Here is an 18,392-nt window from a genome sequence, read left to right on the forward strand (position 1 = left end):
GTGATTTCCCCTTTTCATTTGTTCTTAATGATGCTTAAGTGATGTTAGAACTTTGCCCTTAGCTCGACAACCCTGCCAATAATCTTGACTGGCTTAGTCTCTATCTCCTCATTTGTGAAGAAGATAGGCTCATATGATGGATTGTTCGATATGAGCTCTATGCCGTCCCGATACTTGCGCAGCCTCTTGCAGGTGGCATCCGTGCCGTTCACGGTAACTATGACAATCTCTCCGGATTCTGCGTCATCCTGCTGGCGCACGATAACGATATCTCCCTCGGACATCTTAGGCTCCATGCTGTTTCCGTGAATCTGCAGCCCGAAGAATGTACCTGTTCTGGCCAGTTCCTCGGTGATTTCCTCTGTATCGATGACGTTCTCAATGGCCTCGATAGGGACACCGGCGGCTACGCGGCCCAGGACGTTGATGATGACACCTCCTTTCCTTTCAGGTTCTTTAGAGCTGACAAGAGTAACCTTTTGCCCACCGTCCATTATCTTAAGTAATTCGTCAAGCTCTATATTCATTGCGGACGCAATTTTCATAATCGATGGCAAGGTAGGAGCTATCGGTTTACTATTTCTGGGATTAATCCCATTTTCAATCATGGAAATATAGCCCTTGCTCAAAGAGCAGCGTTTTGCAAATTCATCCATGCTTAGATTGTTATCTGCTCGATATTGCTTAACAATATTCCCGAGTGTCATTATGTTCTTTCCTCCATGCTGTTTAGTATATTGTACAGCCATAAATGAAAAAAGTCAACATTTTTGTTCAGCATACTTGACAAGAAAAAACAAGCGTGATATTATGCAAATAGTTCAACATAATGAACGAAAGGAGATGGAGCGAAATTGCAGTACAAAATTAAAGAGCAGAGGGATAAATTAGGAATGTCTCAATCGGATCTGGCGGAACAGTCAAGAGTATCCAGAACTACTATTTCTGGATTGGAAAGTGGAAGTATTAAGGTTACTACTACAGAAACCTTGCTGAAAATTGCAAAAGTCTTAAAATGTAATGTCGCAGATATTTTTTTAGAATAAAAGTTCAACATGTAAAACGAATGGTATAGAGAGGAGGTGAGGACGGATGGAAAATGTGGACGAGACAATAGAAGCTCTTTGTAGCGAGATTCAAAAACTCCTGGATGAGGGGCGTGACTATGTGGTAGTTGTGGAAATGACAAAGGCACTGGCAGAATTAGTCACTGCCAGTGCGCATGTCCGCACTCAGAAGCCATAAATTTACATGTTATCGAGAGCGTGGATGGTTGAGTATATTTTCTTTAGCGCATTGGTAAAATCTTCGGTTGTTGCTGCTGAAGTGCGTTCAGCGGCATTCCATGATTTTATATACTCAATAGTTGCTTCGACAGCTAATTCTTTGTCAGTTTTTCGTTCCATAATGAAATCCCCCTTTCTTCGGTACTCGGCCATGGCAGTGGCCTGTACCACCAGTATGAGGAGAGAGCACGGAATGGCAAGACAAATATGTAGGCAGCAGCTGCCAGACACAAGCCATATTGGTGTGCAAGTTTTTGGAAGTTGACCCAAGAGATTTTGCGGATAAGGAAGCGGTAGGAGGGAGGTGAGAAAGAGTGAAAGACAATCAATTACTTATAAGAGTCTCTGTAGATAGAGAGAGCTTACTGGGAAAAGTGGCAGCCATAGAAAAGAAGGCGGAGGATTTGAGGTTCGAAGCCATGCGTTTGAGAGAGGAAATATCTTGTAGCCAGTTCACGGATGGTGAAAAGGAAAAGCCCGAAGCGTAAAACTCCGGGCGAGAATGTTATGTATCCTCTTCAGGACCGTACAATTTTTCACGGGTAGACTTTACAGCATTCTTTATGGCTTCAGCCAGAACAGTAGTTTTTTCATCCAAAAAGCCATCAAGATGTGTGTCTATTTCATTGTACAGTTCTGAAGATAAGGTATCCAACATTTCACATACCTCATTCTTCTGCATATGTTTCTCCTTTCTTCTGTACTCGGCCATGGCAGTGGCCTGTACCACCAGTATAAGGGAAAGGGAGGGAATAGCAAGACGAACATGTGGGCGGATGCCAGTATAGAGGGGAGGTGAAGAGGATGGCGAAAGTGGCATTGAGCTTTGAGCAGAAGAAAGCGCACAGGCTCAAGTATATCAAGGGATGGGTCGTGGCACAGATGAAAGTGACGGGAAAGACCCAGAAGGATGTCGGCGATGCGCTCGGGCTTACCCAAGGGACGATATCGACGATGCTGGCAATTCCGGACGGAAGGAAGAAAGATGGCAGGAGGATAAACCCGGATCCATTAAGCGTGGGGCAGATGCTGACGCTCTTTGAACTTTTCGGGACGGAGGCAGAAGAAAGACAGAAGCTCCTGACGTTATAGGGGCAGGAAGGAGGATACGATGGCAATCAGAGGATGTAAGACAATTGCAGAGTATGCTATCAGGAGGTGGCTTGTCGAGCAGGGCTTTGTGGCAGAGTACTTTGATATTGAGTTCAAAGGGAGCGAGGCAGTGCTCGCGGACAACAATGGACATAAGCTGCAGCTGGTCTATGACCATGACCTCAGGCTGGTATATGAGAAGGAGAGGGAGCATGCTACATAGGATATTCAATGCCGGCAACGTCTTTGGCACAGCTGCTTTCCTGGCGATGCTCGCTGCACCGGCAGCTTACGAAGGGGGGATGTACACGACATCCATCGTGCTGGTGGCAATCTTCGCTGGATGCACGTACTTTGCCATCAAGGAGGATGGCAAAAAATGAATAGGCCCCATGCTTTGGACGGCAGGAGAGGCCTATCATAAAAAACTAAGGGGAATACCCCTATGCCTATTATAAGGGCATGCAGGGGAAAAGTCAAACAGAAAGATTGGCGGGAAGGAGGGAGCCGCTTGGAGGCGATGGACAGTGCATATGCGGAGGGGCTCCGCTCCATGGATGACGCGGGGCTGCGCAAGGAATGGGAACGGGAGGAGGAGCCATCCCGAATCCGGAAAGTGGAGCATGAGATGGCGATGCGCTTCATGGGCCGCTCCGGCGGGCGGACGTACTTCGTAGACAAGTTCCTGCAGATGCCTGCGCTGTTCCGGGAGGCATTCCTGCAGAGGGACTGGTTCCGGGCGAAGTACATATATGACAGCGCCATCGTCATCGGCCTGTTCCTGGAGGCACCGGAGCGTATCCGGGAGCAGGTCTTCGGCAGCAGGCAGCACGAGGAGGTCATTGATGGGATGTTCCCGGAGTGTATGCTGGAGCAGGTGATGCGGGAATGCGTGATAAAGAACCGCCTGGGCTTCGAGTGCGTGGTCTATCGGATTCCCGGGGAGATTGGCTTCTATGGGGCCAGGAGAGGCCCGGGCACAGGGTTCCTTCCTGCGGAATCCAATCCGGCATACCATGCCAGGCAAGGATGGGGAGAGGGCAGGGATGAAAGCGGTTGAGATCTATATAGGGACCACCCTGCGCGGGTCGGCCAGGGGCATAGGGAAGGGCATGTACATCATGCGGGCCCATCTGGCAGACGGCAGGGTGCATGAGAGGATGGCGGCGGTGGAGATCGACGGCGCCACGGAGAGCCGCCTGGCGCTGTACTGCCTGCGGGACAGCCTGGCGAGGTTCCAGTACGCCTGCGAGGTGTCCGTGCATACGGAGTGCACGTACATGGCCGCGGCCATCAACAGCCATTGGCCGGAGGGCTGGAGGGGGATGGGCTGGATGACCGGCAGGGGGACAAAGGTGAAGGATGCGGGCCTGTGGAGGGACATACTCTGGCACCTGGAGGACACCGGCCATGCGCTCCAGGCCGTGGCCGGGAGGCATGAGTTCAGCGGCTGGATGCGGGCGAACCTGCCAAGGCTGTACGCCCCCAGGGACATCTTCGGCGAGGTGGCCGGGGAGGCGCTGAATCCTGTAGGCTACAGGAGCGGAGGGCACCCGATGGCGTCCTGGCACGGGGAGGACTGAGGAGGTTGCACCGGTGCAACCGGAAGGAAAGGAGAGGAATGGAATGGAGCATAGATTCGGGATATTTGGCACTGTGGAGGAGCTGAACAGGGCAGCAGCCGCCCAGAAAGCGGAGGGGGACGAGGAGGCCCTGTTCGCCCTGGCGGCGGAGAACGGCATCTGCAGGGAGGACGCGGAGGACTACCTGGACGGCGCTGCGGAGGAGCTGGCCACGCCGCTGATGGCGGCCCTGGGAAAGCTGGACATGGAGGCGGCAGAACTGGGGCTGAAAAGCCAGCTGGCGGACTGGAAAGGCTGCATAGCGGCCATGTGCTCTGATGATGAGGCACTGTGCCATGCGGTGTTCCGCCCGGAGAAGGAACTGGCATATGTGCTGGCGGAGGGCATCAGGCATGCATCCAAAAATCGGGTGTGGATTCCGGCGAGGATCATACAGATGGCGGATATCCCGGCAGGGTCAGCCATAGGGATGACCGGCCGGGACGAGCTCAGGAGAATCGCGTACAGGTACTACACAGGGGAGGGCGGAAGGACATGACTGTATTCAAGGCGACGAATGCCGACATGACATGCACCATGGGCGAGGGGACGTTCCAGTACCGGCTGGGCGTGGCCGCCGCAGCGGACAGGTCGAAATGCGGCCGCACAGGGCTCCATGCCTGCGAGTACATCCTGGACTGCACCGGCTACTACAGCCTGGGAGGAGGGAACCGGTTCTTCCTGGCCGAGGCGCGGGGAGACATCGCCGAGGACGGCCAGGACACGAGGATAGCCTGCACGGAGCTGACCCTGGTGCAGGAGCTGACGAACCGGGAGATGGCCGCCCATGCGATGCTCTATATGGTGCGGCACCCAAAGAGGGCGGGATGGGAGGCGAAAGGGGAGCATCTGGAGGCGGCAGCGGACAGGGCCGAGGCCATGCTGCCGGACGCGATAGCCATAGCCAGAGGGGCGCGCCCTGTAGCGAGAGGTGCGGCAGGGGCCCATCTGGGGCTGGTCCGGGAGACAGATGGAGAGATAGTGGACGCGAGGCTCGTGACGGTGGGGAGGGACGGCATCAGGCCGGGCACCTGGTACACCGTGGAGGGCGGCACCGTAAAGGAGGCCGTGATCCTGGAGGGTCCTGCAGCGGCGTCAATCGAGAGACTGGAAGAGGTGTGTAGATGAAGAGGAAACAGATTGAGAAAGTCCCGGTGAAGAGCCCTTGGGGGAGGGGACGGAAGAGAGCAGGCAAGCGTGTGGCGGCCCAGCTGTCCGGCGGATACCTGATCCTGGACCTATGGAACGGCGGGACATGGATATGCAGGCATGCCATGGACGTGGAGACAGGGGAGTATGCCTCCTGCGACATGACGGGGCTGTGGACGGAGGAGAACCTGCAGAACGCTTTCGCATGCGGCGACTTCTGGACCATCCTTAACGAGGAGAGGCTCCCTATATCGGCGGAGGGGCGCAGGCTGGTGCTGGATGCCCTGAAGGTCAGCTGGCCATGCAGCAACGTATACGAGAGGATAGAGTCCCTGGAGCTGGAGCATTCCAGGGACCGCAGGTACCGGAAGGAGGAGCGGCGCGTCCAGAGGGTGGCCGAGCTGATGGCCAGCGTCCCTGACGTAGGGAAGGACGTGATTGAATGGATTGGGGAGAGGGTGGCCGGCTCCCAGCATTATGCCATCTGGGACAAGGAGCCTGGCACATCGGGCACCTACCACTGCACGGCCTGCGGGGGCAGCTTCGGCGAGGCGGCAGCAGGCATCCGGATGAAGCACAAAGGAGAGGCTGCCTGCCCCCTGTGCGGACAGGCCCTCACCGTGGAGAAGAGGAGGGCATCCCTGCGCAAGGAGTCCAGGCTGACGCTGATCCATGGGCTGGACGATAAGAGGGGGATCCAGAGGCACTTCACCGTGACGGTCGTGTGGGACATCCACCGGGTGGTGAGGCTGCACGAGACCATCCGCTGCATGCTGCACAAGGGGGCATGGAGCAGGTACCAGTGCGACTTCTATTACCTGCAGCACGGCGCATGGGACAACAAGGGGAACCCATGCAACTGCAGGTGGAGAACTGGATACCTGTATCAGGACGGCATCCAGGAGGGGCTGGAGGGGACGGCGTACAGCGCCTGGGCGGACGTCTTCCAGTACATGGCGTCCATGGGGATGCGTGCGAACTATGACAGGCTCCTGGCGGACGTCAGGAGGGGCTTTATTGGGATGGTGGAGTACCTGGCGAAAGGGCGCTTCTACAGGCTGCTGGAAGAGACGTCGGAGCAGGTGCAGTTCGACCACGGATATGGCATCTACAACGCCCTGAACGTCATCGGGGAGGACATCTGCGAGGTGATGCATATCTGGGACATGCAGAAGATAGTCCGGCTGCGGCAGGAGGACGGCGGCGTCAACATGCTGGAATGGCTGCAGTGGGCGGACGCGGAGAAGAAGAGGATCGGAAGCGACGTGCTCGCCTGGTACGACAGGAACGGCATCTCCAACGCCAGGTACAGCAGAAGCCGGGCGTCCAGGCACCTGTCACCGGAGCAGCTTATGCACTACATAGAGCGGCAGGCCAAGGAGTCATATGGCGGGAAGAGGAAAGCGGGGAGCGTGTTCGAGGCATATGAGGACTACCTCTCCATGGTGGAGAGGCAGGGCAAGGACGTGTCGGACGCGATGGTGTACCGTCCCAGGGAGCTCAAGCGGCGGCATGATGAGGCCGTAGAGGAGCATAACCGGTACATGGAGGCCGAAAGGGCCAGGAAAGACGCAGAGCAGGCCAGGAAGGACGCGGAACGGATGGAGGAGAAGTATCCTGGCTCCGAGGCAGTCCTTGCCCAGATAAGGCCCAAGTACGAGTACGAGGGGGAGCGGTTCCGCATCACGGTGCCCGGCAGCTTCTGCGACATAGTCTCGGAGGGGATGGCGCTGCACCACTGCGTAGGGGGCACGGAGCGGTACTTCGACCGCATCATGCAGCATGAGACGTACATATGTTTCCTGCGCCGGGCGGAGGAGCCGGACAGGCCCTACTATACCATAGAGGTGGAGCCCGGCGGCACCATAAGGCAGCACCGCGGCATGTACGACGAGGAGCCTGACATAGAGGAGGTGAAGCCGTTCCTGCGGGAGTGGCAGCAAGAGGTCCGGAAGCGGATGCGGCAGGAGGACCATGAGCATGCCAGGCTGAGCGCCGTGAAGAGGGAGCAGAACCTGGAGGAGCTGAGGCAGAAGAACAACACGAGGGTCCTGGAGGCCCTGATGGAAGACTTGATGGAGGTGGTCTGATGGGGACGGTGGAAGAGATGCACGCCATGGCGGATGCCAGCGGAACGGAGGTGCTTGCCTTTGCAAGGTATCCGGACCTGGAGAGGGCGGCCGACCGCACGGCGGCAAAGATAAAAGAGGGCTTCATGGAGATGGGCTATATACTTAAGGTCGCCCGGGACACGGACATCCTGGCCGGGTCAGGGTATGCCGGCCACGAGGAATTCGCGGAGAAGCGGTATGGCCTGGACAAGGGCACGGTGTCCCGCTATATCCGGATCGTGGAGAGGTTCTCGGTAGGCGGCAGCAGCCATGTGCTGCAGGAGAGATACAGGAACATAGGTTTCGCCAAGCTGTCCCTGATGCTGCACATGCCTGACGCCATAGCGGAGGAGATAACCGGGAGCTACAGCAAGCAGGAGGTGCAGGCAATCAAGGAGGAGGTCGATGCCGAGCATGCGGTAAGCGACATAGAGGTGGCCATAGAGGCGGCGGAGGCCCCGGAGCCGGAGAGGGGAGGGAGCCTCCTGGAGCGGGCCGTCCGCCAGCTGGGACGGGAGCAGCAGTCGCTGTACCATAGGCTGCATGACATCTATACGGTGGACGGCACTGCGGCCATGGTGATGGACACTCTGGCCCCCCAGGGAGATGCCGTCTACATGGTGAGGGTGCCTGGCACAGGGAGGCTGATGCTCTCCCTTTCCGGAGATGCGGCCAGCGTGACGAACGTCCGCAGCTGCGAGAAGGAAAGATGCTCAGCGGAGGATGTCCGGGCAGCAGTCGCAGGCATCATGTATCCCGGTCCTGTGAAAGAATCCTGGCAGCAGGAGTATGGGGAGCCGATTGAGCCGATGGCAGAGGCCGGCCCGGAGCCAGCTGCAGATGGCCAGGATGGGAAGGCTGCCTCCGCCCAGCAGAAAGGGAAGAGGAAAGCATCGAAGGTGGTGAAGGCCGCGCCGCCCAAGGCCTCTGGCAAAAAGCCGGGGCAGGCATCGGATGGGGCCGGAGGCCCTGCAAAGGCCGTGGCGGAGGAGGCGCATCCGGAACCGGAGGAGCAGCTGCCTGGACAGATGGGGATAGTGGACTTCCCTGAGGCCATACCGGATGCCCATTACGAGGAAATCATAGAGGCACCTCTCGCGGATGCTGCAAAGGGGCCGGACGGAGAGGCGGGAGCACCAGAGGAGCGTGCTGCGGACGTGGCTGGCACGGAGGCGGCCAGCATGGCAGCAGGCGCAGGGGGCACTACAGTGGATAGGGACGTCCAGTCCTGCGGAAAAGAGGAAGAGGCCGCTGTGGATGCCGCTCTCCGCATGGAGGAACTATGGATGGAGGCATGGGGACATCTGGAGGGCCTGCGGAAATATTTTGCCGTATGGGACAGCAGGTCGATTCCTATGGAGTCCCTGGAGAAAATATACCAGGACGCTGTCTCCCTGGAAGTAGGCATAGAGAGGATGATGGACATGAAAGAGGAGGAGAGGGATGGCCAAGAGCATCATGCACAGCAAGGATGACAGGACATGCTACCTGTGCATGCTCCTGAGGGATGATTACAGCGCCAGGGTGGACCTGCAGGAGCACCATGCCATGCCGGGGACCGCCAACAGGAGGCTCTCCGAGCACTACGGCCTGAAGGTGTACCTGTGCGTCGAGCACCACCTGGTAGGGCCGGAGGCGGTGCACAACAATAAAAGGCTCCTGCGGCTCCTGCAGGCGAACGCACAGATAGCTTTCGAAAGGCGGTATTCCCACGAAAAGTGGATGGAGGTCTTCGGGCGCAACTTTATCTAGCCTTTTGGGAAGGATTTGATACATCACGGAAACTGTAGGCAAGGATTCTGGGGGTTCCGGCCCCCGGAAAGGAGGGATGTATGCTGACGTTGGAGCAGAAGAGGGGCATCAGGGACATGACGGGATTCCCTATGCGCTATCAGGAGGATTTCGATAGGCGATGGGAGGACGCAGTGGAAACGGCTCAAAAATCCGGCGCTGACCTCGGGAGGATAGCCCTTGCCATAGAGTGGAGCGGGGCGAGGGAACGTTAGGAGGCGCTATGGACAGTCAGGAGAAGCAGAAGCTGTATGAGAAGTACATAACAGAGGCCAGCCCCATGGCAGCAGCCGTTGGACGGAGGATACCGTACCATCTGGAGTACATAAGGAAATATGGGGAAACTGCACCAGTACCTACAGACAAGGGAAAGGTGGCATCTGAGCGGAAGGAGGGATTGATGGAAACGTGAATTACATATCAATCATCAATGCGTTCTGGGATGCGGCCACAACGAACCCATTGTCTACAGGGCAGGTGTCGCTATACATGGCTCTGCTGCATGTATGCAACCGGAGCAACTGGACAGAGTGGTTCCAAGCGCCGAATCAGGTGCTCTCCGTACTGACCGGACTATCAAGGTCAGGAATACTGAAAGCGCGGAACGAATTGAAGCAAAGGGGGCTCCTGGAATTCCGGGAACGTGGGACGAAGGCGACCCTGTACAGAATCACTATAGCATATAGTAGGCAAGATAGTGCGCAAGATGGTAAGCAAAAAGGTGCGCAAGATGGTAATCGAGATGGTGCGCGAAACAGTGGCACATTAAAAGACATAGACAAAGACAAAGAGAGGGAGAGGATGCGCGCATCTGCGGTGGAGCACTTTGACACGTTCTGGGAGGCATACCCGAAACGCGGGAACGACCGCCCTACGGCAGAGAGGGCCTACTGCAAGGTGCTGCTGGAGGACTGTCACATAACGGAGCAGGACTTGGTGGCAGCAGCCGCCAACTATGCGGAGGCCGTGAAAGAACTGGGCCGGGAGGAGAGGTATGTCCGGAGCGCGGCATCCTTCCTGACGGAAAATTTCTTTGTAGCTTATCTTCCAGGGCAGTATGTAAAACCGGAGGGTACGCGGAATGCATCGGCTGGCAAGAAAAACAGCTTCAATCAGTTTATCCGGCATGAATATGACTTCAAGGCGCTGGAAGCTGAATTGGTGTCGAATTGAGTTGCACCGGTGCAACTAGTGGAAGAGGATGATGAAAAGGGTATTGAAGTATTCTGGAAGCAAGTGGAACATAGCGAAAAAGCTGGTGGAGCTGATACCATCACATCACAGCTATGTGGAGCCCTATTTCGGCAGTGGGGCGGTGCTCTTCAATAAAACGGCCTCCCGCATCGAGACAATCAACGACCTGGACGGCGATGTGGTGAACCTGTTCAGGTGCATCCAGCAGGATTCTGATTATCTGGCCAGGCTGGTGATGACGACGCCGTACAGCAGGGAGGCATATGAAGGCTCCTTCAGGACGGTCCCGATTATGGGGATACCTCCGGGGGATGACAGGTTCCATAAGGCATGCCGGTTCCTGGCCCGGTGCTGGCAGGCCTACGGCTCCCGGAATGACGGATACAAGAGCGGCTGGAAGTATGACGCCATCGGGCGGGAGAGGATGTATGCCCTCTGGGACTGGTACGAGCTGCCGGTATGGATAGTGGAGACAGCAGAACGTCTGCGGAAGGTCCAGATTGAATGCAGGCCAGCTCTGGAGGTGATAAAGCGGTTCGACAATCCGGATGTGTTCATGTACCTGGACCCGCCGTATCTGCTGGGCACCCGGAACCGGAGGCAGTACAGGCATGAGATGGAGGACGCGGATCACGAGGAGCTCCTGGAGACGGCCAGACAGAGCCAGGCGAAGATGATGATATCCGGCTATGAGTCGGACATGTACAACGACTATCTGCAGGGATGGCACAAGAAGTGCTTCGCCAGCTGTGCAGAAGGCGGGAGGGCGCGGCAGGAGGTGGTATGGATGAACTATGAGCATGATGCGCAGGCAGAACCGGGAGGGGCTGGATGGTAGGGACATGGACGGACATACCGGGATATGGAGGGAAGTACCAGGTGGACAAAGAGGGCAACGTGCGGCGCGTATATCTTTCCGGCAGGACGCGGGCATTGAGCCCATACCACAGGAAGATGTCCGGCAGCCAGCGCCTGGTGGTGAAGCTGACCAGGGATGGGAAACCCAAGGAAGAGGTATTGATGCAGCTGGTGGCCCTGACGTTCCTGGGGCTTCCGCCCAAAGGGCATGTACCGTACCATAAGAACGGCTGCCAGTCGGACAACTACTTGAACAACATCGCCTACATAAGCAAGCGGGAGCTGGGGCTGCTGACCGGCGCATCATCAAGGAGGCGCCCTGTGGCGAAGCTGGATGCGGACGGAGAGATAGTAGAGGTGTATTCCTCTGCAAGAGAGGCCGCCCGGCGGAACCACATGAGCTACCAGACGGTGATGGACCGGTGCAACGGCAAGGTGAAAGGCGCGTTCGCGCCAGACGGATATGCGTATGCATGGGACGACAGCGAAGCCAGCATAAGACGAGCCGTGAGGAAGATAGAGCAGAAGAAGGAGCAGAGAAATGGGAAGGATGACGGAAAAGGATGCATCCGGCAGGTGGCAGGTGAAAGGGCTGCCGTGGGAAAGGCTGCAGGAGGGGCAGGCAATCACGAAGGAGACAGGCCAGATTCTGTATGGGTGCCTCTGCAAGCTGAAGGCCTATGAGGACTGCGGCATGGGCCCGGATCAGCTGGAGGGCTGGAAGGACAGGCTGGAGGACGTGGCGGCTCATGTATGCGACAAGCTGTGCCGCCATCCGATGGAGGTGGCGGAACAGGAGGAGCTTGATGCGATATGTGAGGGCTGCCCTGTCAGTGCATGTGCGGGCACCCTTCTGGACAGCTGAGGCGGCTGTTGAACGAGCAGGTTACGACAGAGAAATACCTGTTCAGGAACCGGGAGTTCAAGAACCGTGTGGACTGAATGGGATACATGCAGGTTGCACCAGTGCAACCAGAAAGGATGGTGGATGGGAGTTTGAGACTGATTGATGCAGATGCTTTTAAGACGCTCGTTACAGCTGTGGCTATAGCAGATGGGCTCAGCGGTGGATTCCTGAATGAATTCTGCAGGCTTATTGATAGCCAGAAAACCGCCTATGATGTAGACGGAGTTGTAGGGCAGCTTCGGGAATTGAACGAGAACGAATTTACCTATGCGAGGGTCATGCACATTGTAAAGGCAGGTGGGGTAGATGGGTAGGGTATTGCCGATTCTTTTTAACGGTGACATGGTACGTGCTATTCTGGACGGTAGGAAGACTGTGACGCGGAGGGTGATTAGATTTCCGGTAAACAGTTTCACTGGGAGGATTCCGATAGCAGACGATGTGAGGGTGAGTACAAATACGTTATGGTCTAAGGAAGTCAGTTTTTTCGAAGGATCTGTCACTTTTGGCGTCAGGCCGCCATATGGGATAGGAGACATCCTGTATGTCCGGGAGACATGGCATAAATATAAAAAACGGGTTGGCCATGGAGAAAATTGCCGCTTGCGAGAATTTTATGGTTACAAGGCCAGTATCGCGAACTCCGAAGACGCAAGCGAAAAATGGCGTCCGTCTATCCACATGCCGAAGCAGGCCGCCCGAATCTGGCTAAAGGTCACGGACGTGAGGGCGGAGCGGCTGAAGGATATTGATGCTTTGGGGTGCCAACGAGAGGGAGTGGACATAACCAGAAATGGCGTTTTTAAGAGGTTTTCATCATTGTGGGAGTCTTCCATCAGGAAAGAAGAAATTGACAGGTATGGCTGGGACGCGAACCCCTGGGTGTGGGTGATAGAGTTCGAGAGGTGCGAGAAGCCGGAAAGAGAGGGATGATTTGGCTATCAGGGAAGCAAAGCTGAAAACACTCAATATGCTCAAGGATATCGAGCCAGATGATGCAGATTACTGTCTTTGGGAAAAGATTACAGCATACATGGATGGAGAGATAGCACTTGTCATCGAAAGTAGTGCAGGGGATGGAAAGTATTTATTCCTTGCACTGAAAGATAAGGAAAAGGACAAGGAGCTGCATTATATGATGGAGCAGGATAGCAGGTTTGGCATATATATCGATGACCGGGAACAGTTTGATGAGGACTGGGACAACAACGATTATGAACCTGATGGGTGCCATTATCTTGAGCCCGGAAATGTGGAGATATTGGAGGGATGACATGGACAGGGAGGTTCTGTTCCGCGGGAAGCGGACTGATAACGGAAAATGGGTGGAGGGATGGTATTGCCCGAAAAAGACAGGGCATTATGAGGGCGATAGATTTGTGGAAGAGATGCAGTCTATCATTATAGCCAGCATGACAGGTGGCGGATATCAGTATGCAGTAGTAGACCCAAGGACCGTCTGCCAGTACACAGGCCTGACCGACAGGAACAGCAGGAAGATTTTTGAGGGGGACATCTCGGCTATCCCCTACTCGAAGAAGCAGGGCCTGCCTGCAGAAGTGCGGTACAATGTACGGAGCGGTGCATACGAAATCAGGCGTAATGGATATAGGCCTATATCGCTGGCGGATGCGGATGAATGGTGCGAGGCCGTTGGAAATGTGTTCGACAATCCCGCCCTTCTGGAAGGAGGCGCCGAATGAAAGCGATACTGGTGATGGAGATGCCCGGGAGCTGCCTGGAGTGCCCGATGGAGATGGATGTGGAAGATGCATCAGGCAACAAATGGCAGGGCAATATCTGCCGGGGATGCGGGAAAAGGCATGCGGATAAAAGAAAAAAACCAGAATGGTGCCCGCTGGCGCCGATTCCGGAGCGGAAAGATGAAAAATGTGACCTGTACGAAAAGGATGGTTCCGGAAACTGGAAGAAATGCGGTAAGAAGACGGATTTGCTTGCAGCTGGATTCAACGCCTGCCTGGATACGATAGAAGGGAGTGAAGTTGCACCGGTGCAACCTTAAGGAAAGCTGCATGGCAGCAGCCGTAGAAAAGAAGGAGTGTGATGGAGCAGGTGACAAGGGTGCAGCTGGAATCATATGGGAGCATGAAGCGGGAGATACTGGAACTGAAGCATAAGCTGGCCAGCCTGGGGGAGGGCGACTCCAGGCTCGGCAGTTCCGTCATAAAGGACTACCGGAAAGGCTATCCGGTGCCTCAGGCTGTCGTAGGGGTGGATTGGGAAAGGTATAAGTGGCAAAAGGAGCATTATGAGAAAAGGATCCGTGCACTGAAGGAAGAATGCGATGCCATAGAGAGATATGTGGAAGAGGACATAGAAGACAGCCTTACCAGGAGGATATTCCGGATGTATTTCCTGGAGGGGAGGACGCAGAAAGAGATTGCCGGCCTCATACATATGGACAGGAGCTCGGTCAGCAGAAAGCTGAATGCCCCAGCCAGGTAAAGGGCCAGGCGTCTTAAAGTTCATCCTTGAAATTGGCACGAATCAGATGAACGAATTCGCCGGGGGCGGCTTCAATGTCGTTTAGGCTGCCTGCCAGCGGAATCTCCAGTTTCTTGTCTATTAGGTATCCAATCCATTGCATCAAGGCAGAATGTGCCATATGTAGGGCATTTTCACCGGATTTGCCTTCGCTGATGCATATATTCTACCATAGATGGATTCTCCTTTATTTTGGCATAGCGACAGGGCTTCATTTTGGCCCTGTCGCTGTCATTCCTGAATTCTGTATAGCAATGGGCCGGATGGGCATATCAGGCGTGTTGCTTTTGCTGATAGATTGCCATAAGCGAATCCTGGAGAACCTGTGAAAAATTGATGTGGTTCTTTTCTGCGAAAGTATTGAGCCATGCAGGGATGGTGAGGTTTTTCCTGACAGCCTTTTCGCCATATTTTTCCGCATAGGAATCCATGTCCAGGACGAGCATGCTGACAAAGCCGCCGGGCTCTGGGGTTATGCTTTCCAGCGGGCTGGCCGGAGGGGCAGGCTTTCCGTCCTCCAGTTCATCCAGGACCCAGCCGGAGGCGGCATCCATGCCCATGACCATTGCTTCTGCCAAAGTATCGCCGCCGCTTACGCAGCCAGGGAGATCGGGAACTACAACAGCATAAGCGCCTTTCCTTTCCTCATCGGGATAGAAACAGGCTGGATAAGTCAATTTCATAAGAGAACCTCCTTTATTGTGTGCGTCACCGGGCTCTATAGCCCGGCCTGCTTAAGAATCTGCTTGACTATTTGCGGGGCAATGTCTCCGGGATGATTCGGAATCGTGACTTTGCCTGGTTTAGTGGGATGGATGTATTGATAGTGTGAACCTTTTGCTTTTTTGAATTGCCATCCATCAGCTATGATTATCTTTTCTATTTCCCGGAATTTCATGTAAATACCTCCTCATGATTTGATTATACGCATAATGCGCATAAAGGTCAAGGTATCTGAGAAATTTTTCAAAAAAATAGAGATTTTTAAAAGTTGCACACAATTCACACGATGCACATGTATAATAATACTTGAAGAGGTAGGCGGAAACGACATAGCTTCTTTCACATTGCAGGAGCACGGCAGCAGCCGTGTCCTTTTACGTGGGAAGCTTTCCATGGCAGTAGGGCTGGAGGGAGACGGGATGGCACAGGAATGGGCGAAAGCATTCTATCGGTCGAAGCGGTGGCTGAAGTGCAGGGACGCATACATAAAGGACAGGATCCTGGCAGACGGCGGGCTGTGTGAGGAATGCCATGACAGGCCCGGCTACATCGTGCACCACAGGGAGCCGCTCACCCAGGAGACCATAACGAATCCTGAGATATCCCTGAACCATAGGAACCTGGAATATGTCTGCAAGGACTGCCATGACAGGTTCGGGGGCCATGGGATAGGCGGGGGCAGCAGCCTTACATGCAGGTTCGATGAAGACGGCCAGCCGATATCGATGAGGGAGGTGGACAGAGATGGAAGAAAACATTAATAGCTGTGAAGGAATCCTGATCGGAAGAGAAGCCGTGACAGTCATTGGAGAAGGGGCCATCGTCATCCGGCTCGGACAGTGCTGCAGGAAAGAGACGACAGAGGAGATGGAAAAGGAACTGGCTGAGAAGTTCGGGAGGAAGGTCATCTTACTTGACTCGAGGTTCGGCGAGATCCTGACACTCCCCCCTGAAAAGGAGCCGGGGGGCGCTCCCGGGAGACCGTAGGGGTGGCTTTCCTTTAACACACAGGTCGCGCATAAAGGGGGTGTGGTATATGGATGCGAATGAAGCAGCGGGAGGGCAGCTGGTTGGGGCGGATGAAGCCGAATATCAAAAGAAAGTTAAGAGGATAAAGAAAGAGGAAGCCCGGATAAAGAAGCTCTTCGGGAATATCGAGGAGGACAGAAAGAAGCTGGTGCTCACTACCATCGCGGATGTCGCGTTCATGACCATCACCATGCAGGATTTGCGGGAGACGATTAACCGTAAGGGCACCACGGCCATCTACAAGAACGGAGAGAACCAGTACGGCACCAAGCAGAGCCCTGAGTCCCAGACATACCTGCAGCTTTCCCAGAAGCTGACCCAGGCGATGAAGATTCTGGTGGACTGCATGCCGAAACCGGAAAGGAAACAGGCAGGGACAGGGGACGACTTTGAGGATTTTGTTGAAGGGCGTGAGGATGTATGAGAAAGATTGCATATCCGTCTGACTACAATCCGGTTCTGGAATACTGGGAAGCCATTGAGGGCAGGCAGGAAGTGGTCAGCAACAAGATATACCGCTGGTACAGATACCTTGCCCATCTGGCGATGCATCCAGGGGAATATTTCTATTCCAACAAAAGGGCGAACCATATCCTGGAGTTCGCGGAAAACTACTGCAGGCTGTCCAAAGGTGCAGGGGCAGGAAAGCCGGTGCGGCTGGAGCTCTGGGAAAAAGCGCACCTGGCGGCCATCTTCGGCTTTATAGACATCAATGGCAACAGGATGTGCCGGGAAGCGGTGCTCATCGTTGGCAAGAAGAACGGCAAATCCCTGCTGGCATCCATCGTGGGGCTGTACATGCTCCTGGGGGACGGAGAGCCGGGCCCGGAAGTGTATGCCGTAGCCACGAAAAAGGATCAGGCAAAAATCATCTGGACGGAGTCCAAGCGCATGGTCCGCAAGTCAAAGGCTTTGATCAAGCGGGTGAAGCCGCTTGTGGCGGAGCTTTCCAGCGAGCTGTTCAATGATGGAACGTTCAAGCCGCTGGCATCGGACAGCGATACCCTGGACGGCCTGAACATCCATTGCGGCCTGATGGATGAGATACATCAGTGGAAGGACGGGCGCAAGCTGTATGACATCATCGCGGACGGCGTCACCGCCAGGGAGCAGCCCTTGATCTATATCACTTCCACGGCGGGGACTGTCAGGGAGGATATCTATGACCAGAAATATGAGGAGGCGGAGCGCGTCATCAACGGACTGTTTGATGACAATGGCTATAAGGACATCCACTTCTTCCCATTCATCTATGAGCTAGACAGCAGGAAGGAATGGCCGGATCCGAAATGCTGGAAAAAGGCGAACCCCGGCCTCGGGACGATCAAGAAACTGGAGGCCCTTGCGGAGAAAGTGCGCAAGGCCATGGAGAACCCCAGCCTGGTCAAGAACCTGGTCTGCAAGGAGTTCAATATCAGGGAGACGTCCACCGAGGCATGGCTCACGTTCGAGCAGATCGACAACCAGGAGCTGTTCGACATCGGCAGCCTGAAGCCGAGGTATGGGATAGGCGGGTGCGACCTGTCCAGCACCACGGACCTGACCTGCGCCACGGTCATCTTCATGGTGCCGGGGGATGAGAACATCTATGTGAAGCAGATGTACTGGATCCCGGAGGACCTGCTGGAGGCCAGGGTAAGGGAGGACAAGATTCCCTACGACATCTGGCGGGACAAAGGGCTCCTGCGGACATGCCCCGGGAACCGGATGCATTACAAGTATGTGGTGGACTGGTACCGTGAGGTGCAGGACCAGGACGACATCTACCTGTTCAAGTGCGGCGTGGACGGATGGAGCGCCACCTATTTCGTGGAGGAGATGCGCAACGTGTTCGGCACCTCCGTGATAGACCTGGTCTTCCAGGGCAAGAAGACCTTGTCCGGCCCAATGAAGTCCCTTGGGGCGGACCTGACGAAGAAGAAAATCGTCTACAACAACAATCCAATCCTGAAATGGTGCCTCTGCAACACTACGGTGGACGTGGACCGGAACGACAATATCCAGCCGGCCAAAGGGAAGCAGGGGGCGACGCGCCGCATCGATGGGATGGCCAGCCTGTTGGACGCCTATGTGGAGCTGGAGAACCATCTGGAGGAGTATCTGAGCATAGTGGCATAGGAGGTGG

The 18,392-nt window shown here is 55.4% G+C and carries 35 protein-coding genes; 29 read left to right on the forward strand and 6 right to left on the reverse strand.

Going from position 1 to position 18,392, the window contains the following annotated elements:
* Positions 1 to 44: 44 nt before the first annotated feature.
* Positions 45 to 707 (reverse strand): helix-turn-helix domain-containing protein, encoded by a 663-nt coding sequence (locus NFS35_RS01255; protein ID WP_251205331.1) that lies wholly within the window; start codon positions 705 to 707, stop codon positions 45 to 47.
* Positions 708 to 854: 147 nt separating this feature from the next.
* Between NFS35_RS01255 and NFS35_RS01260 the strand changes: the two genes are divergently transcribed.
* Together NFS35_RS01260 and NFS35_RS01265 are read left to right on the forward strand one after the other, a co-directional pair.
* On the forward strand, positions 855 to 1,046 hold the full coding sequence (locus tag NFS35_RS01260; protein WP_251205332.1) for a helix-turn-helix transcriptional regulator: 192 nt from the start codon (positions 855 to 857) through the stop codon (positions 1,044 to 1,046).
* A gap of 46 nt (positions 1,047 to 1,092) precedes the next feature.
* Positions 1,093 to 1,245 (forward strand): hypothetical protein, encoded by a 153-nt coding sequence (locus NFS35_RS01265; protein WP_251205333.1) that lies wholly within the window; start codon positions 1,093 to 1,095, stop codon positions 1,243 to 1,245.
* Between the two features lie 2 nt (positions 1,246 to 1,247).
* Here NFS35_RS01265 and NFS35_RS01270 read toward each other — a convergent pair whose 3' ends face one another.
* A complete protein-coding gene (locus NFS35_RS01270; protein ID WP_251205334.1) occupies positions 1,248 to 1,406 on the reverse strand; it encodes a hypothetical protein in 159 nt (52 codons plus the stop codon).
* Between the two features lie 194 nt (positions 1,407 to 1,600).
* Between NFS35_RS01270 and NFS35_RS01275 the strand changes: the two genes are divergently transcribed.
* The gene (locus tag NFS35_RS01275) at positions 1,601 to 1,774 is read left to right on the forward strand and encodes a hypothetical protein (protein WP_251205335.1); all 174 of its coding nucleotides are present in this window, start codon (positions 1,601 to 1,603) and stop codon (positions 1,772 to 1,774) included.
* A gap of 17 nt (positions 1,775 to 1,791) precedes the next feature.
* Here the strand turns inward: NFS35_RS01275 and NFS35_RS01280 are convergent, their stop codons facing one another.
* Positions 1,792 to 1,968, reverse strand: coding sequence for a hypothetical protein (locus NFS35_RS01280; protein ID WP_251205336.1), 177 nt, complete (start codon positions 1,966 to 1,968; stop codon positions 1,792 to 1,794).
* A gap of 122 nt (positions 1,969 to 2,090) precedes the next feature.
* Here NFS35_RS01280 and NFS35_RS01285 point away from each other — a divergent pair, with 122 nt between their 5' ends.
* From NFS35_RS01285 to NFS35_RS01390, 22 genes are all read left to right on the forward strand, one after another.
* Positions 2,091 to 2,378, forward strand: a complete 288-nt coding sequence (locus NFS35_RS01285; protein WP_251205337.1) for a helix-turn-helix domain-containing protein — start codon at positions 2,091 to 2,093, stop codon at positions 2,376 to 2,378.
* Between the two features lie 19 nt (positions 2,379 to 2,397).
* Positions 2,398 to 2,601, forward strand: a complete 204-nt coding sequence (locus tag NFS35_RS01290; protein WP_251205338.1) for a hypothetical protein — start codon at positions 2,398 to 2,400, stop codon at positions 2,599 to 2,601.
* Positions 2,591 to 2,761 (forward strand): hypothetical protein, encoded by a 171-nt coding sequence (locus NFS35_RS01295; RefSeq protein WP_251205339.1) that lies wholly within the window; start codon positions 2,591 to 2,593, stop codon positions 2,759 to 2,761. The genes NFS35_RS01290 and NFS35_RS01295 overlap by 11 nt, the downstream gene beginning before the upstream one ends.
* A gap of 128 nt (positions 2,762 to 2,889) precedes the next feature.
* Positions 2,890 to 3,438 carry a hypothetical protein gene (locus tag NFS35_RS01300; RefSeq protein ID WP_251205340.1) on the forward strand — a complete coding sequence of 183 codons (549 nt, stop codon included), beginning with the start codon at positions 2,890 to 2,892 and terminating at the stop codon, positions 3,436 to 3,438.
* Positions 3,425 to 3,961 carry a ribonuclease H family protein gene (locus tag NFS35_RS01305; protein ID WP_251205341.1) on the forward strand — a complete coding sequence of 179 codons (537 nt, stop codon included), beginning with the start codon at positions 3,425 to 3,427 and terminating at the stop codon, positions 3,959 to 3,961. Before NFS35_RS01300 ends, NFS35_RS01305 begins: the two co-directional genes overlap by 14 nt.
* Before the next feature lie 43 nt (positions 3,962 to 4,004).
* Positions 4,005 to 4,499: a hypothetical protein gene (locus NFS35_RS01310; RefSeq protein ID WP_251205342.1), complete on the forward strand. Its 495-nt coding sequence runs from the start codon at positions 4,005 to 4,007 to the stop codon at positions 4,497 to 4,499.
* Positions 4,496 to 5,128: a DUF7666 domain-containing protein gene (locus NFS35_RS01315; protein WP_251205343.1), complete on the forward strand. Its 633-nt coding sequence runs from the start codon at positions 4,496 to 4,498 to the stop codon at positions 5,126 to 5,128. The genes NFS35_RS01310 and NFS35_RS01315 overlap by 4 nt, the downstream gene beginning before the upstream one ends.
* A complete protein-coding gene (locus NFS35_RS01320) occupies positions 5,125 to 7,239 on the forward strand; it encodes a PcfJ domain-containing protein (protein ID WP_251205344.1) in 2,115 nt (704 codons plus the stop codon). The genes NFS35_RS01315 and NFS35_RS01320 overlap by 4 nt, the downstream gene beginning before the upstream one ends.
* The gene (locus NFS35_RS01325; protein ID WP_251205345.1) at positions 7,239 to 8,735 is read left to right on the forward strand and encodes a hypothetical protein; all 1,497 of its coding nucleotides are present in this window, start codon (positions 7,239 to 7,241) and stop codon (positions 8,733 to 8,735) included. The genes NFS35_RS01320 and NFS35_RS01325 overlap by 1 nt, the downstream gene beginning before the upstream one ends.
* The gene (locus NFS35_RS01330; RefSeq protein ID WP_251205346.1) at positions 8,704 to 9,012 is read left to right on the forward strand and encodes a hypothetical protein; all 309 of its coding nucleotides are present in this window, start codon (positions 8,704 to 8,706) and stop codon (positions 9,010 to 9,012) included. Before NFS35_RS01325 ends, NFS35_RS01330 begins: the two co-directional genes overlap by 32 nt.
* Before the next feature lie 80 nt (positions 9,013 to 9,092).
* Positions 9,093 to 9,266 (forward strand): hypothetical protein, encoded by a 174-nt coding sequence (locus NFS35_RS01335; RefSeq protein WP_251205347.1) that lies wholly within the window; start codon positions 9,093 to 9,095, stop codon positions 9,264 to 9,266.
* A gap of 8 nt (positions 9,267 to 9,274) precedes the next feature.
* On the forward strand, positions 9,275 to 9,463 hold the full coding sequence (locus tag NFS35_RS01340) for a hypothetical protein (protein WP_251205348.1): 189 nt from the start codon (positions 9,275 to 9,277) through the stop codon (positions 9,461 to 9,463).
* Positions 9,460 to 10,224 carry a hypothetical protein gene (locus NFS35_RS01345; protein WP_251205349.1) on the forward strand — a complete coding sequence of 255 codons (765 nt, stop codon included), beginning with the start codon at positions 9,460 to 9,462 and terminating at the stop codon, positions 10,222 to 10,224. Before NFS35_RS01340 ends, NFS35_RS01345 begins: the two co-directional genes overlap by 4 nt.
* A gap of 31 nt (positions 10,225 to 10,255) precedes the next feature.
* Entirely contained in the window at positions 10,256 to 11,083 is an 828-nt protein-coding gene (locus tag NFS35_RS01350) for a DNA adenine methylase (RefSeq protein WP_251205350.1), read from the forward strand.
* On the forward strand, positions 11,077 to 11,787 hold the full coding sequence (locus NFS35_RS01355; protein WP_251205351.1) for an NUMOD4 motif-containing HNH endonuclease: 711 nt from the start codon (positions 11,077 to 11,079) through the stop codon (positions 11,785 to 11,787). The genes NFS35_RS01350 and NFS35_RS01355 overlap by 7 nt, the downstream gene beginning before the upstream one ends.
* Before the next feature lie 10 nt (positions 11,788 to 11,797).
* Positions 11,798 to 11,968, forward strand: a complete 171-nt coding sequence (locus tag NFS35_RS01360; protein ID WP_251205352.1) for a hypothetical protein — start codon at positions 11,798 to 11,800, stop codon at positions 11,966 to 11,968.
* A 131-nt stretch (positions 11,969 to 12,099) separates the two neighbouring features.
* On the forward strand, positions 12,100 to 12,324 hold the full coding sequence (locus NFS35_RS01365) for a hypothetical protein (RefSeq protein WP_251205353.1): 225 nt from the start codon (positions 12,100 to 12,102) through the stop codon (positions 12,322 to 12,324).
* Positions 12,317 to 12,943 carry a hypothetical protein gene (locus NFS35_RS01370; protein WP_251205354.1) on the forward strand — a complete coding sequence of 209 codons (627 nt, stop codon included), beginning with the start codon at positions 12,317 to 12,319 and terminating at the stop codon, positions 12,941 to 12,943. The genes NFS35_RS01365 and NFS35_RS01370 overlap by 8 nt, the downstream gene beginning before the upstream one ends.
* Before the next feature lies 1 nt (position 12,944).
* The gene (locus tag NFS35_RS01375; RefSeq protein WP_251205355.1) at positions 12,945 to 13,283 is read left to right on the forward strand and encodes a hypothetical protein; all 339 of its coding nucleotides are present in this window, start codon (positions 12,945 to 12,947) and stop codon (positions 13,281 to 13,283) included.
* 1 nt (position 13,284) lies between these two features.
* The gene (locus NFS35_RS01380; protein ID WP_251205356.1) at positions 13,285 to 13,713 is read left to right on the forward strand and encodes a YopX family protein; all 429 of its coding nucleotides are present in this window, start codon (positions 13,285 to 13,287) and stop codon (positions 13,711 to 13,713) included.
* Positions 13,710 to 14,033, forward strand: a complete 324-nt coding sequence (locus NFS35_RS01385) for a hypothetical protein (protein ID WP_251205357.1) — start codon at positions 13,710 to 13,712, stop codon at positions 14,031 to 14,033. The genes NFS35_RS01380 and NFS35_RS01385 overlap by 4 nt, the downstream gene beginning before the upstream one ends.
* Positions 14,034 to 14,074: 41 nt before the next feature.
* On the forward strand, positions 14,075 to 14,476 hold the full coding sequence (locus tag NFS35_RS01390) for a hypothetical protein (RefSeq protein ID WP_251205358.1): 402 nt from the start codon (positions 14,075 to 14,077) through the stop codon (positions 14,474 to 14,476).
* Between the two features lie 13 nt (positions 14,477 to 14,489).
* Here NFS35_RS01390 and NFS35_RS28940 read toward each other — a convergent pair whose 3' ends face one another.
* From NFS35_RS28940 to NFS35_RS01400, 3 genes are all read right to left on the reverse strand, one after another.
* The gene (locus NFS35_RS28940; protein WP_275564655.1) at positions 14,490 to 14,621 is read right to left on the reverse strand and encodes a hypothetical protein; all 132 of its coding nucleotides are present in this window, start codon (positions 14,619 to 14,621) and stop codon (positions 14,490 to 14,492) included.
* Positions 14,622 to 14,787: 166 nt separating this feature from the next.
* The gene (locus NFS35_RS01395) at positions 14,788 to 15,198 is read right to left on the reverse strand and encodes a type II toxin-antitoxin system HicB family antitoxin (protein ID WP_251205359.1); all 411 of its coding nucleotides are present in this window, start codon (positions 15,196 to 15,198) and stop codon (positions 14,788 to 14,790) included.
* A gap of 35 nt (positions 15,199 to 15,233) precedes the next feature.
* The gene (locus NFS35_RS01400) at positions 15,234 to 15,413 is read right to left on the reverse strand and encodes a type II toxin-antitoxin system HicA family toxin (RefSeq protein WP_251205360.1); all 180 of its coding nucleotides are present in this window, start codon (positions 15,411 to 15,413) and stop codon (positions 15,234 to 15,236) included.
* A gap of 217 nt (positions 15,414 to 15,630) precedes the next feature.
* Between NFS35_RS01400 and NFS35_RS01405 the strand changes: the two genes are divergently transcribed.
* From NFS35_RS01405 to NFS35_RS01420, 4 genes are read left to right on the forward strand one after another with little or no spacing between them, the layout of a single operon-like run.
* Positions 15,631 to 15,999, forward strand: coding sequence for an HNH endonuclease (locus NFS35_RS01405; RefSeq protein WP_251205361.1), 369 nt, complete (start codon positions 15,631 to 15,633; stop codon positions 15,997 to 15,999).
* Positions 15,983 to 16,225, forward strand: coding sequence for a hypothetical protein (locus NFS35_RS01410; protein WP_251205362.1), 243 nt, complete (start codon positions 15,983 to 15,985; stop codon positions 16,223 to 16,225). Before NFS35_RS01405 ends, NFS35_RS01410 begins: the two co-directional genes overlap by 17 nt.
* Before the next feature lie 49 nt (positions 16,226 to 16,274).
* On the forward strand, positions 16,275 to 16,691 hold the full coding sequence (locus NFS35_RS01415; RefSeq protein ID WP_251205363.1) for a hypothetical protein: 417 nt from the start codon (positions 16,275 to 16,277) through the stop codon (positions 16,689 to 16,691).
* Positions 16,688 to 18,385 (forward strand): terminase large subunit, encoded by a 1,698-nt coding sequence (locus NFS35_RS01420; RefSeq protein ID WP_251205364.1) that lies wholly within the window; start codon positions 16,688 to 16,690, stop codon positions 18,383 to 18,385. The genes NFS35_RS01415 and NFS35_RS01420 overlap by 4 nt, the downstream gene beginning before the upstream one ends.
* The last annotated feature ends 7 nt before the right edge of the window (positions 18,386 to 18,392 follow it).

Origin of the sequence: Acetatifactor aquisgranensis (genome assembly GCF_943193215.1) — a bacterium.
In the GTDB taxonomy this organism is placed as follows: Bacteria; Bacillota; Clostridia; order Lachnospirales; family Lachnospiraceae; genus Acetatifactor; species Acetatifactor aquisgranensis.

What these genes read in the sequence shown, in the direction of transcription:
- NFS35_RS01370 (WP_251205354.1), top strand. Translation starts at nt 12,317, where the DNA reads ATGGGTAGGGTATTGCCGATTCTTTTTAACGGTGACATGGTACGTGCT.
- NFS35_RS01400 (WP_251205360.1), bottom strand. Translation starts at nt 15,413, where the DNA reads ATGAAATTCCGGGAAATAGAAAAGATAATCATAGCTGATGGATGGCAA.
- NFS35_RS01290 (WP_251205338.1), top strand. Translation starts at nt 2,398, where the DNA reads ATGGCAATCAGAGGATGTAAGACAATTGCAGAGTATGCTATCAGGAGG.
- NFS35_RS01265 (WP_251205333.1), top strand. Translation starts at nt 1,093, where the DNA reads ATGGAAAATGTGGACGAGACAATAGAAGCTCTTTGTAGCGAGATTCAA.
- NFS35_RS01320 (WP_251205344.1), top strand. Translation starts at nt 5,125, where the DNA reads ATGAAGAGGAAACAGATTGAGAAAGTCCCGGTGAAGAGCCCTTGGGGG.
- NFS35_RS01255 (WP_251205331.1), bottom strand. Translation starts at nt 707, where the DNA reads ATGACACTCGGGAATATTGTTAAGCAATATCGAGCAGATAACAATCTA.
- NFS35_RS01395 (WP_251205359.1), bottom strand. Translation starts at nt 15,198, where the DNA reads ATGAAATTGACTTATCCAGCCTGTTTCTATCCCGATGAGGAAAGGAAA.
- NFS35_RS01285 (WP_251205337.1), top strand. Translation starts at nt 2,091, where the DNA reads ATGGCGAAAGTGGCATTGAGCTTTGAGCAGAAGAAAGCGCACAGGCTC.
- NFS35_RS01335 (WP_251205347.1), top strand. Translation starts at nt 9,093, where the DNA reads ATGCTGACGTTGGAGCAGAAGAGGGGCATCAGGGACATGACGGGATTC.
- NFS35_RS01415 (WP_251205363.1), top strand. Translation starts at nt 16,275, where the DNA reads ATGGATGCGAATGAAGCAGCGGGAGGGCAGCTGGTTGGGGCGGATGAA.
- NFS35_RS01295 (WP_251205339.1), top strand. Translation starts at nt 2,591, where the DNA reads ATGCTACATAGGATATTCAATGCCGGCAACGTCTTTGGCACAGCTGCT.
- NFS35_RS01355 (WP_251205351.1), top strand. Translation starts at nt 11,077, where the DNA reads ATGGTAGGGACATGGACGGACATACCGGGATATGGAGGGAAGTACCAG.
- NFS35_RS01315 (WP_251205343.1), top strand. Translation starts at nt 4,496, where the DNA reads ATGACTGTATTCAAGGCGACGAATGCCGACATGACATGCACCATGGGC.
- NFS35_RS01390 (WP_251205358.1), top strand. Translation starts at nt 14,075, where the DNA reads ATGGAGCAGGTGACAAGGGTGCAGCTGGAATCATATGGGAGCATGAAG.
- NFS35_RS01305 (WP_251205341.1), top strand. Translation starts at nt 3,425, where the DNA reads ATGAAAGCGGTTGAGATCTATATAGGGACCACCCTGCGCGGGTCGGCC.
- NFS35_RS01325 (WP_251205345.1), top strand. Translation starts at nt 7,239, where the DNA reads ATGGGGACGGTGGAAGAGATGCACGCCATGGCGGATGCCAGCGGAACG.
- NFS35_RS01385 (WP_251205357.1), top strand. Translation starts at nt 13,710, where the DNA reads ATGAAAGCGATACTGGTGATGGAGATGCCCGGGAGCTGCCTGGAGTGC.
- NFS35_RS01340 (WP_251205348.1), top strand. Translation starts at nt 9,275, where the DNA reads ATGGACAGTCAGGAGAAGCAGAAGCTGTATGAGAAGTACATAACAGAG.
- NFS35_RS01270 (WP_251205334.1), bottom strand. Translation starts at nt 1,406, where the DNA reads ATGGAACGAAAAACTGACAAAGAATTAGCTGTCGAAGCAACTATTGAG.
- NFS35_RS01410 (WP_251205362.1), top strand. Translation starts at nt 15,983, where the DNA reads ATGGAAGAAAACATTAATAGCTGTGAAGGAATCCTGATCGGAAGAGAA.
- NFS35_RS01420 (WP_251205364.1), top strand. Translation starts at nt 16,688, where the DNA reads ATGAGAAAGATTGCATATCCGTCTGACTACAATCCGGTTCTGGAATAC.
- NFS35_RS01360 (WP_251205352.1), top strand. Translation starts at nt 11,798, where the DNA reads ATGGGCCCGGATCAGCTGGAGGGCTGGAAGGACAGGCTGGAGGACGTG.
- NFS35_RS01350 (WP_251205350.1), top strand. Translation starts at nt 10,256, where the DNA reads ATGAAAAGGGTATTGAAGTATTCTGGAAGCAAGTGGAACATAGCGAAA.
- NFS35_RS01405 (WP_251205361.1), top strand. Translation starts at nt 15,631, where the DNA reads ATGGCAGTAGGGCTGGAGGGAGACGGGATGGCACAGGAATGGGCGAAA.
- NFS35_RS01380 (WP_251205356.1), top strand. Translation starts at nt 13,285, where the DNA reads ATGGACAGGGAGGTTCTGTTCCGCGGGAAGCGGACTGATAACGGAAAA.
- NFS35_RS01280 (WP_251205336.1), bottom strand. Translation starts at nt 1,968, where the DNA reads ATGCAGAAGAATGAGGTATGTGAAATGTTGGATACCTTATCTTCAGAA.
- NFS35_RS01330 (WP_251205346.1), top strand. Translation starts at nt 8,704, where the DNA reads ATGGCCAAGAGCATCATGCACAGCAAGGATGACAGGACATGCTACCTG.
- NFS35_RS01310 (WP_251205342.1), top strand. Translation starts at nt 4,005, where the DNA reads ATGGAGCATAGATTCGGGATATTTGGCACTGTGGAGGAGCTGAACAGG.